The sequence below is a fragment of the Pseudomonas sp. 3A(2025) genome (genome assembly GCF_054589175.1).
In genome coordinates, this window is the sequence record NZ_BAAILM010000037.1 from 1 (window position 1) to 249 (window position 249).

At 46.2% G+C, this 249-nt stretch carries 1 rRNA gene; it reads right to left on the reverse strand.

From position 1 onward, the window contains the following. Positions 1 to 85 (reverse strand): 16S ribosomal RNA (locus ACYP2A_RS15635); the annotation flags it as partial. Positions 86 to 249 lie beyond the last annotated feature (164 nt).

Here is a 249-nt window from a genome sequence, read left to right on the forward strand (position 1 = left end):
TGCAAGCACCTCTCTACCGCTCGACTTGCATGTGTTAGGCCTGCCGCCAGCGTTCAATCTGAGCCATGATCAAACTCTTCAGTTCAATACTGCAATCGGGTTTTGAGAAAACCCTATAAACTTGGCTCAGCAATCGTTGGTTAAACCATGATTTCTCGTGGAGTAACTTGCGTTGCTGATAATCAGTTGACTCTCAGTCTGACACCGCAAGCACCCACACGAATTGCTTGATTCAATTGTTAAAGAGCG